Consider the following 9,987-nt stretch of genomic DNA (forward strand, 5'->3'; position numbering starts at 1 on the left):
TTACCTTCATTCCAGATTATTAGAGCGTTCCGCCAGACTGAACGAAGATAATGGAAATGGTTCTCTTACGGCACTGCCCATTATCGAAACTCAAATGGGCGATGTATCCGGTTATATCCCTACCAATGTAATTTCCATAACAGATGGACAAATTTTCCTCGAAACCGATCTTTTTAACAAAGGCATAAGACCAGCAGTTTCGGTGGGGCTTTCTGTATCCAGAGTTGGTTCTGCCGCACAAATTAAAGCCTACAAGAAGGTGTCCGGAAAAGTTAAACTAGAACTTGCCCAATTTCGCGAATTGGCCGCTTTCTCTCAATTTGAATCAGATTTAGATGCAGCAACAAAAGCCCGCCTCGATCGTGGAGCTAGGATTGTTGAACTATTTAAGCAATCCGCCTTTAATCCTGTTTCTGTAGAAATTCAAACGGCAGTGATGTGGGCTGTTCAAAATGATTTCTTTGATTCAATCGAAGTTTCGAATATAGCATCATCAGTTAATAGTTTAAAGGAATACCTCTCCACTCAAGGTACTGAGGCATGTGAAGAAATTTATAAATCTGGAAAACTGGAAAAAGAAACCGAGGAAAAACTTAGGTCTGCGTTGGAGGATTGGAAGCGCACTCAATCCTAAATTTTTTAACACCTTTTTTGTAAATGCCTAATACTCGAGACATTCGAATCAGAATTAAGGGGGTTAAAAACACCCGTCAAATTACTCGTGCGATGCAGATGGTAGCCACATCGAAGATGAAAAAGGCACAGGATTCTGCTCGTTCGGGCAGACCCTATGCTATGTTACTCGCTGATATCATCGGCACTATTGCGGATGAATTTGAAGAGGTTACGCAATCATATTTTATTGAAAGGCCAGTCAAACACAGAGGTATATTAGTTGTTAGCACGGATAAAGGATTATGCGGCGGACTAAATGGTAATCTCTTTCGCGAACTTTCTAAAATTGATAATTCAGCTAAATTTGTTTCTATTGGAAAAAGAGCCTCTCAGTATTTATCTCGAACAAGAAGAGATTTACTAGCTGATTTTTCGATACCAGACAAACCCACCTTTGCCGACATCAGGAATATTGTAGAATTTATGCTTCGAAGCTATGATGAAGGTAGAATAGATACGATAGAAGTGGTTTACACCAGTTTCATCAACACACTAAGGCAGGAACCGGAGCTTATCCGTCTTTTCCCCCTGAACGACTTGGATTCAATGGTCGAAAAATTACACAGCCGTTTTCAATCTGATTCTTCTCCCTACCCAAAGGATAATAGAGAAATTTTAATTGAAAATAAAGATGTAGTATTAGCAGAATTAGCGAGTCTCTACCTCAAACAAGAAATTTTTCAACTTATTTTAGAATCACAAGCGTCTGAACACAGTGCACGGATGGTTGCCATGAAGAGTGCCACTGATAATGCGGGTTCTCTCATTGACGATCTTACTTTACAATATAATCGAGCGAGACAAGCTGCGATTACACAAGAAATTCTAGAAATTTCTGCTGCCTCCTTCTCTCAATAACTCTTATACCTTTATAATAAAATGGATATCGAAAACTCAAATCTCGGTAAAATTGTTCAAGTCATTGGTGCTGTTGTGGATGCTGAATTCCCAGAGGGTTCAACTCCGAAAATTTATGATGCACTTGAGGTCACTTATTCTGTCCCAGGATTAGAAGAGGGCAAAAAGCTCGTTCTCGAAACCCAACAGCACTTGGGTAGTAACCGAGTTCGTTCTGTTGCTATGTCATCTACTGAAGGATTGGTTCGGGGAACTGAAGTCCTTAACACAGGAGCTCCTATCTCCGTTCCAGTGGGAGAGAAAGTTCTTGGGCGTATTTTTAATGTGGTTGGAGATACTGTAGATAACAAAGGACCATGCGGGCATGAAGAAACTCGCCCGATTCACCGAGCTGCTCCAGAATTAATGGACCAAGACACTGAGGCAAACATCCTCGAAACTGGAATCAAGGTCATTGACTTGATTTGTCCGTTCATTAAAGGAGGAAAAGTAGGTGCTTTCGGTGGTGCAGGCGTTGGTAAGACCGTTGTTATTATGGAACTTATTAATAATATCGCAAAAGCCCATGGTGGATATTCGGTTTTTGCCGGGGTAGGGGAGAGATCGCGCGAAGGTAATGACCTCTACCAAGAAATGTCTGAAGCAGGAGTTATTAATCAAGATGACATATCAAAGTCTAAAGTAGCCTTGGTTTATGGCCAGATGAATGAACCTCCCGGAGCTCGGATGCGTGTAGCGCTATCCGGTTTAACAATGGCAGAATACTTTCGAGATGAAATGGGGCAGGATGTATTGTTATTTGTAGATAATATTTTCCGGTTTTCACAAGCAGGCTCAGAAGTTTCTGCTCTTCTTGGAAGATCTCCCTCCGCTGTTGGTTACCAACCCACACTTTCCGAAGAAATGGGAATTCTACAAGAACGAATTACTTCGACCAAAAAGGGCTCTATTACTTCTTTCCAGGCAGTTTATGTCCCTGCGGATGATCTTACTGATCCAGCACCTGCTAATACATTTGCTCACCTTGATTCCACTATCGTTTTAGAACGTTCAATCGCAGAACTTGGGATCTATCCTGCGGTAGACCCTCTTTCATCCGTCTCGAATGCACTCTCGCCCGATATTGTTGGTGAGGAACACTTCGCAGTCGCACGTGGAGTTCAGGAAGTACTTCAGTCTTACAAGGACTTACAGGATATCATTGCAATCCTCGGCTTAGACGAATTATCACCCGAACAAAAACAAACTGTTTTTCGTGCCAGGAAGATTCAAAAGTTTTTATCCCAACCCTTTCATGTTGCTGAAGTTTTCACAGGGGTTGCTGGTCAATATGTTTCCGTAAAGGATACTATCAAGGGATTTAAAATGATTCTAGACGGCGACTTGGATGAGGTATCTGAAAATGATTTCTACATGAAAGGCGGAATTGACGGGGTTATAAACCAAGAAAATTCCTAATTATTACCGAGTTCAAAAGATGCCAGTTATCCTAGAAATTGTTACTCCAGATTCAATCGCCTTTTCGGAAGAGGTTGAACATGTAGTGGTACCAACAGTTAATGGAAAGATCGATTTATTACCAAAGCATATTCCGATCATTGATCGAGTAATAGCGGGTGACATCAAAATTAAATGGAACGGTGAAGAGAAAATTTTGGCGATCGGTTCAGGATTTGTTGAATCATACGGAAATAAGGTCTCTATTATAGTCGATCAAGCAGTGGATGTGTCCAACGAGGACGAACTTGCGATTGAAGAAGCTACTAACAGGGCAAAAATTGCCTTGGAGGAAGGTAAGAAAAGTAACCTCGACCAATCACAAATTGATTTGCTCGAAGCCGCTGCCCGCTTTGAAATGGCAAAGAAAATTGCCCGAAAAAAATCTAGATAATACTAGTTTCTTCTTTTTGCATTAGTAAATGTATAAAAGCTGCCCTGTTATGGCATGATTATCAGTTAGTAAATATTTTTTTCTTTAATTCCTTGCAATTTCATTCAAGGTACAACTGAGTAGTAAGGTAGTAATTTGTAATTCCGTGCCCAATTCAAATTACTTTAAATCATCATTGCCCAATGAGAAAAAATATAGAACGCGAACCTGATTTAATTGAGTTCAAGGTTAACTACACCCTAGATGGGGATTTACCTTTAGAAAAGTACTTTTCATCCTACAATTCAACGGACGCACTCAAGGCTTTTGCTCAATCTTGCGTTAAATATCTTGCTGAGAAACCGATATCTGATCTCGAGATGAGATGCTTCACCTGTGCATTTGCAAATCCCGAGGAGCAATATTTGCAACAACCTGCACCAATTCCCTTGCCGGACCCAATACCCGAATTTGACCAAAACGAGTTGGATAGTCCCGCATTAGAGTTTACCGAAGAACCAATTACCGAATTGGAGATTACTTCACTTGCTGGGAACGATGATACTCAGGAAATAGTGGATGCACCTGAAGGAGTAGAGGAAGAAATAGATATTTTCGCGCCGCCTGTCACAAAATCTGAAAAAGTAGATCCTCGCCTAAAGCATGCCGAGCTAGTGGCCGAATATTCAGCAAATGTGAACAATATCCAAATTGAAAACCAAAAGAATTTAGAAGAATATAAAAACTTGATTTTAAAAACTAATTTACGAATTAAAGAAATTTTACAAAGAATTAATGTTCTAGAAATTTCAGAATATTTCAAATGGTCTGACAAATGGACGGATGTTCCATTACCCACATATTCAAGTCTGGTTCAATAAACCTTCCATTTTGAACGGTTAAGAATGGTGGGCCCTGTCGGGCTCGAACCGACGACCTGGCGATTATGAGTCGCATGCTCTAACCAACTGAGCTAAGGGCCCTCAAACCCGAACACTACAGATACAAAAAATTTGTTCAAGCATGTTATATTAGACAATAAAAGTTTACGAGCTAGGCGAAAACGATTCGAGGCAGTTTCATATTACAATACCATCAATCATTAATTGGTTTCAATCAGATTTTTTGTTACGAATTGTATAAATTTTAGTTACTTTACCTCTTTCAAGAATTACGGCATGTTGTCTGCTCTTATTGATATCCAACTTTAATAAAATACAGTTATCTATGAAATTCGTTGATCTTAAAAGTATGCAATTAGCACTCGGAATTGACACGAGTTACTCACCAGAATCAGTTGAATATAAAGAACTGGTTAATTATGCGAATCTCAAGCTCGCCACCCTTGCCCTACCAACTGTTGGCGATCAAAGTAATAACTCGGCACTGCAGTTAAGTAGTTCATTAATTAAAGAATATCGCGAGAAGGTAAGACTACTTCAAGGCCACCTTTGTCCGACTGATAAACGAATCCAAGATTTCCTCGATCGCCTTCTCGGTATAGACAGACCAAGTATTCCGACCGAATCATTTGTACTTGATCGCCATGGGTTAGCGAGAATTACTTCACTTCCCCTTAATAAAAACTCATTTCAGTCTACAATTATTTCATCTCATCGCCTTGCCCAAGGTGTTCTTCATAATCCTTCACGAGATAGAAGGACAACGTCCGGAGTCTTTCATGTCGCTGATGTCGGTCTTCCCGCCCCTGATGATAAAAAGGTTGTTCCATTAAAAGCGGCAAAAGAATTACTCAGAATTGCACTTAATCCACCCGAGGAAGATATGGTTTTTCCCTTTGCTTCAAAAGAAGTTGATCCTGCCAAGTGCTGGGTTTCTCTTCTTTTACGTCCAGTTGTTTGCCCAAGTGTAGATGGATTTATTCGTGAAAAGTCTATGGAAGTAAGATTTTTTGCTCCCGGGGGTTGTGTTGCAAACTTAGACTTTGTTGAAAGTATCTTTGGTAATGGAGGTGACCCTTTTTTAGCAGAAAATGACGCGGGCTTGGATATTGAAGGCTGGACCGGACATACAGGATGTGTAATCGTGGCACCCCATTTAGCCGGAACACCTAAGAAGTTACTCCAGTTACCCAAAAAGTGTGATGCTACTGACAGGCAAATTCGAGACGGCATGTATTTTGATGATCCAGATGAAGCCTACAACGGAGGCGATCCTTTCAAACTTACGTTTCGAGATTCATCAGGAATGATAGTAACCATTCTTGCCGATAACTACTTCGGGTATTGTAAGAAGGAAGTTAAAACACAAATAAGCTTTTCAGCCAATTTATCGGGTCTTGGCGAAGAGGAACATGCGGGAGGTGCTGTAGTCTTTCCTAGCTACGACTTGGGAGAAGAATTCAATCCTCTCGAAATTTTACCTCCCACTCCACAAACGTTTTCTGACACATTGTCAGTTATGGGATGCTCCATGAATGACCTGCAGAACGGCCATCTTGTTGACCCGTCTTTCAAATCAATTATTTATCTTCCAGAAAATGCCGTTTTCAGCCTGAGGGAACAAAGCATTAATTGGGAAGGGGAGGGCAAGGAATCTTACTGCTTAAGAATGCAACCAGACTTTGCCTATATTTTACCATCTGGCTACAAGGTTGAAATGAAAAAGGCTGAACATAATGGCCCCTGGAAATTAATTGGAACGGTAGGAGAAGGATTTTTATGCCACAAGCCATGTACTGTTTCAGGGGGAGGAAAGTCTGAAATATCAAAGCCAATTACCGATGCCATAGTAAGTGGTCCAGTCTATGTTGCTGATTGGGAAAAAGATATGGCGATGACGAAAGAACTTTTTAAAAAGGATTTTTCAAACCGGTTTATAGAACCCGAAAAACATGATCTTCGAAATCGGCCAATTTTAAGCCCCCGTCGTTCACTTGGCTCAGTTATTAAACTGCTTACACCCTCTCGATCTTTATACACGGAAGATTTTAATAAATGGTTAGAATCTATTCCACAAAGAGTTAAAGATTTAATTTTGATCGTAAAGAGGAGACATCGAGTTGAATGGGGTGAAAATTGGGAAGAAGCATTCAGCGTTGATTCAGTCAACGGACAACCCGCCAATGAATTAAGATACCTCGGTACTAAATTAATTACCCGGCATTTGCGTATCGGTTTTGATCAAAAAGGATCGTGGAGATTATTCGCTTTAAGGAAAGACTTTGTCCCAGCTAATAAGATTTTAGCTGAAGATGATATCACTGCTTCCACATTGGCACCCACAAATCTCATTGAAAATATTGGACATGGGAATTTTAAGGAGTCTGCGAAGTTTGTTCATAATTGTGAATACAGATTATTCCAAAGACCAGATGATGCGATTATCAGAGGTTTTGATAAACAAACTGAAAAAGATATAGCAAGACCCGGGAACTTTATTAGTAATTTCGAACCCCTCTCAAAAAAAGACGCACAAGATCAAATCAGTAATACATTATCATTCGAAAACTATACAAAACCAATTAGGGAACTCATTGAATCAGTGGCAGAAAGCCCTAAGGAAGACGTATCTTTTGTTTCTTCCGCAAATCCTCGAATTGTTGATGGAAAGCCCACCAAGAATCCTCGCTATCTTCAAACTAGACCAGATTTATTTGATCCACGATCGGTTTATCTTGCCACCGCTGGTACAAGATTAAAGAGAGGAATAAAAATTGAAAATTCGGTACTTTACCCAGTTCGTGCAGTTTTACCAGGAAGAAGGAATAATCCCGCGGATAAGAAAGCCAACATAAGGCCGCTATGCTGTTTTGCTCCCATCCATTACTTAGAGTTACCCGAACTTTTTATGGATTATATTGTAAGCGTTACCGGTAAATCTCCTTCCACCACAGGAGCGGGTTCTGAAGGAGCGATGACGAAGAGTCCTTTCAATGCTCTATTGCCCATACATGATCTTAATGCCGCTCTAATTTCATATGCGTCAACGGGCCAAGGTGCATTCGTCACATCTGCCGGATATGTGGGGCCAAAATACCAAGTGAATCATGACATTAGTCTTTTGATTCCTGAAATTTGGAGTAGGCTGCGAGATTTTGAAGGTAATCCCCAAGAAATGATCGCTAAAGGTTATTTAGAAAAAGTCCCGGATTTTTCTTATCAGGGTCAAAATCTGCCCACATCCCAGCTTGGATATAGAATTACTAGAAGATTTACTCATGAATTTCTAGGTAGAATATTTACCGATCCAGTTTCAGTTTTGCCGGAAGACATGCTTAAACCGGAATTACAGGATGAAGGTCAATATGCCGATAGCATAAAAAATCTATTGGAAACGGGGAAAAACATAGCACAACGATATTTTAATGATAATTCCATTGAAAAAGCATGCCCCCCACTGAAAGCTTTACTCACGATCATGACTGAAGGAGAATGGGAAGGAAACAAGCTAACAGATAAAAAATTTAGGGATTTGTTTGAACCATCAAATATTCTTCAAAGTGACTGGTATAATGAGCGTTTAAAAACTCGAATTCAAGTTACTCGAAATTACTGGGAATCAAGAATTGAGTACTTGAATAATTTTATAAAAGATCAAGCGAACAAGGAAAATTGTAAAAGACTTTCCATTCTGGAAAAAAAGGAGTTTGCCCTCAATGCACTAGCTGAATTGACAGATAATAAAGCAGCCGTTGATCGGATTTTTGGATGCTTAGGAACTGATCCAAGTTTATTTAGTGAGTGATTTTAAATTTATTTAAATAAATTTCTGAACTCAATTAGTACCTTTGTTAAAGAAGTTCAATTTCCTTCCGATGCTATACCCAGCTTTTTATTGAAGTTGCAAATTTAGTATATTTTAAAAAATATCCCCTACTCTAAGGCGTTTGTTGATACAAAGAGATTACTGGTCATTCGGAAAATTATGATTTGCAAAATCCAAGTATCGCTTCCAGTCATAGGAAGTTACATCATGCTTTCCATCTCTCATATGATAGCCCATTCGATCCTGTTTAAATTTTTCCACCCTTGATTTGCGATTCAATTTTTCATGCCAAGAAGAATTTAATTTAAATCCATACAGTCTGAAAACAGGTTCAGTAGCCTGCAAAGAATAAAATTCACCCATCGGGTCAGCCCATAAATCCTCTGTTGCTGATGCCACATACAAAGGACGCGGTGCGATCATACTGAGGAGTGAATGCTGATCAACTATACAAGTTTCTTCTTGATCATTATATTTTTTATAATTCGGACAAAACCAATGGGGAAAAGAGTCATTAATCCTCTTTACAGTTTCACCAAACTTACGACGACTTATCGCAGCCCCTCCACAACCTGAATTATTTGAAATCACCATTGAAATTCGTTCATCCTTCGCTCCTGCCCAAAGTGCTGCTTTTCCAAGCCTTGAGTGGCCAATAACGATGATTCGCGAATGGTCGAATTGTTCATCGATTGAAATAAAATCCACGATTCGGCTCAATCCCCATGCCCATGCATCAATTGAGCCTCCACTATTCGGCTGTTGTTTTCGGTTTGGATTAAGCAAACCATGGATACCATTCTTAAAGCCATCGTCAAAATCTGGGTCTATTTCTCCATAATATGCTGTAATTAATCCATAACCTTTAGATAATATTTGTTTTATATCCCATCGCGACGATGCGATACCTCGTCCTTCTTCTAACGATCTATTATTTTTTACTCTTTTTCCCGGACGGATCCATCCTTGAGTGATAATAACTTCATTATCTTTGCTGATAGTATGATTACCTCTAAAATTAAGACCCAAGAATACCGGTACAGTCTTTTCTATTTTTGGTGGTAAAAAAACGAGGACATTCAATATAAGCTCATTTTCTCTTCTGCTAAATGTAATACTATATTGCTTACGAATTCCAAACTCAGAATCTCCTGATTCCAGCAACTTTGTTCTCACTTTAAATGGACCTAGTGGAATTTCATTTTTTCCATAAACTTCCTCTTCCAGGTGATTAAGAATCTCAGGTCTTCGAATAGAAATCCATTCTTCCTTGGTAGAAATTTTTCTTCCTAAATCGGATTCAAGCAATAAGGGTAATTCATAATCAGGAACTTTAGATTCATCATAATTATAACCCTTAGGTTGACTTTTTAAATCGTGACTAAGATTTTGAGATAATAATAAATAAGCAAGACAAAGTATAATCTTGAATCTAAATCTGCTCTTCACACTTTTAGACTTACTGTTGATTCTTTTCTGGCAAGAGTTATTTCACAGGAGAGAATTAATTTTACTATGCAGCCAACTCAGGCAATCGATTTAAAATTTGATCAAAATGATGATCCCTTCGCAATCTAGCCGTCGTAACATCTTTTGTCTTAAGAGAATACCTTTTTCTTTCTGCAGTTACCGCTGATGGGTAAACCGTATAATGAATCCACCATGTTCCGTTGTTATTCCAAAGATGATGATTCAAGTTATCTTCGTCTATTCGAAGAGCTAATTCTTCGATTTCATTATGTATACTAATTTTCATTGAGCGTTTTCCTCTCGGTTAACGCACTTTCCCTAGGATAGCTAGAGGAGTGCTTATTTTCGGTTGTGCCAAAACCGCGCATCCCGGTTAAATCGACCTT

General features: G+C 39.3%; 7 protein-coding genes, 1 tRNA gene and 1 pseudogene. 6 read left to right on the forward strand and 3 right to left on the reverse strand.

What is annotated here, in order from left to right:
• The 5 genes and pseudogenes from ACKPQ5_RS09780 to ACKPQ5_RS09800 all read left to right on the forward strand — a co-directional run.
• Positions 1 to 634 (forward strand): annotated as a pseudogene (locus tag ACKPQ5_RS09780) (F0F1 ATP synthase subunit alpha); the annotation flags it as partial.
• A gap of 23 nt (positions 635 to 657) precedes the next feature.
• A complete protein-coding gene (gene atpG, locus ACKPQ5_RS09785; RefSeq protein WP_407678923.1) occupies positions 658 to 1,533 on the forward strand; it encodes an ATP synthase F1 subunit gamma in 876 nt (291 codons plus the stop codon).
• Between the two features lie 21 nt (positions 1,534 to 1,554).
• On the forward strand, positions 1,555 to 2,991 hold the full coding sequence (atpD, locus tag ACKPQ5_RS09790; RefSeq protein WP_407678924.1) for a F0F1 ATP synthase subunit beta: 1,437 nt from the start codon (positions 1,555 to 1,557) through the stop codon (positions 2,989 to 2,991).
• A 19-nt stretch (positions 2,992 to 3,010) separates the two neighbouring features.
• Entirely contained in the window at positions 3,011 to 3,424 is a 414-nt protein-coding gene (atpC, locus tag ACKPQ5_RS09795; RefSeq protein WP_407678925.1) for an ATP synthase F1 subunit epsilon, read from the forward strand.
• A 182-nt stretch (positions 3,425 to 3,606) separates the two neighbouring features.
• Positions 3,607 to 4,284: a hypothetical protein gene (locus ACKPQ5_RS09800; protein WP_407678926.1), complete on the forward strand. Its 678-nt coding sequence runs from the start codon at positions 3,607 to 3,609 to the stop codon at positions 4,282 to 4,284.
• Positions 4,285 to 4,309: 25 nt separating this feature from the next.
• Here the strand turns inward: ACKPQ5_RS09800 and ACKPQ5_RS09805 are convergent.
• A tRNA-Ile gene (locus ACKPQ5_RS09805) sits at positions 4,310 to 4,386 on the reverse strand.
• A 244-nt stretch (positions 4,387 to 4,630) separates the two neighbouring features.
• Between ACKPQ5_RS09805 and ACKPQ5_RS09810 the strand changes: the two genes are divergently transcribed.
• Positions 4,631 to 8,110, forward strand: coding sequence for a hypothetical protein (locus ACKPQ5_RS09810; protein ID WP_407678927.1), 3,480 nt, complete (start codon positions 4,631 to 4,633; stop codon positions 8,108 to 8,110).
• A gap of 159 nt (positions 8,111 to 8,269) precedes the next feature.
• Here ACKPQ5_RS09810 and ACKPQ5_RS09815 read toward each other — a convergent pair whose 3' ends face one another.
• Both ACKPQ5_RS09815 and ACKPQ5_RS09820 read right to left on the reverse strand, forming a co-directional pair.
• Complete coding sequence (locus ACKPQ5_RS09815) at positions 8,270 to 9,580, reverse strand: glucuronyl esterase domain-containing protein (RefSeq protein WP_407678928.1); 1,311 nt, start codon at positions 9,578 to 9,580, stop codon at positions 8,270 to 8,272.
• 64 nt (positions 9,581 to 9,644) lie between these two features.
• Positions 9,645 to 9,887, reverse strand: coding sequence for a hypothetical protein (locus ACKPQ5_RS09820; RefSeq protein WP_407678929.1), 243 nt, complete (start codon positions 9,885 to 9,887; stop codon positions 9,645 to 9,647).
• Between the last annotated feature and the right edge of the window lie 100 nt (positions 9,888 to 9,987).

The sequence above is a fragment of the Candidatus Seribacter sulfatis genome (assembly GCF_964187635.1).
Taxonomy (GTDB): Bacteria; Verrucomicrobiota; Verrucomicrobiia; order Opitutales; family Seribacteraceae; genus Seribacter; species Seribacter sulfatis.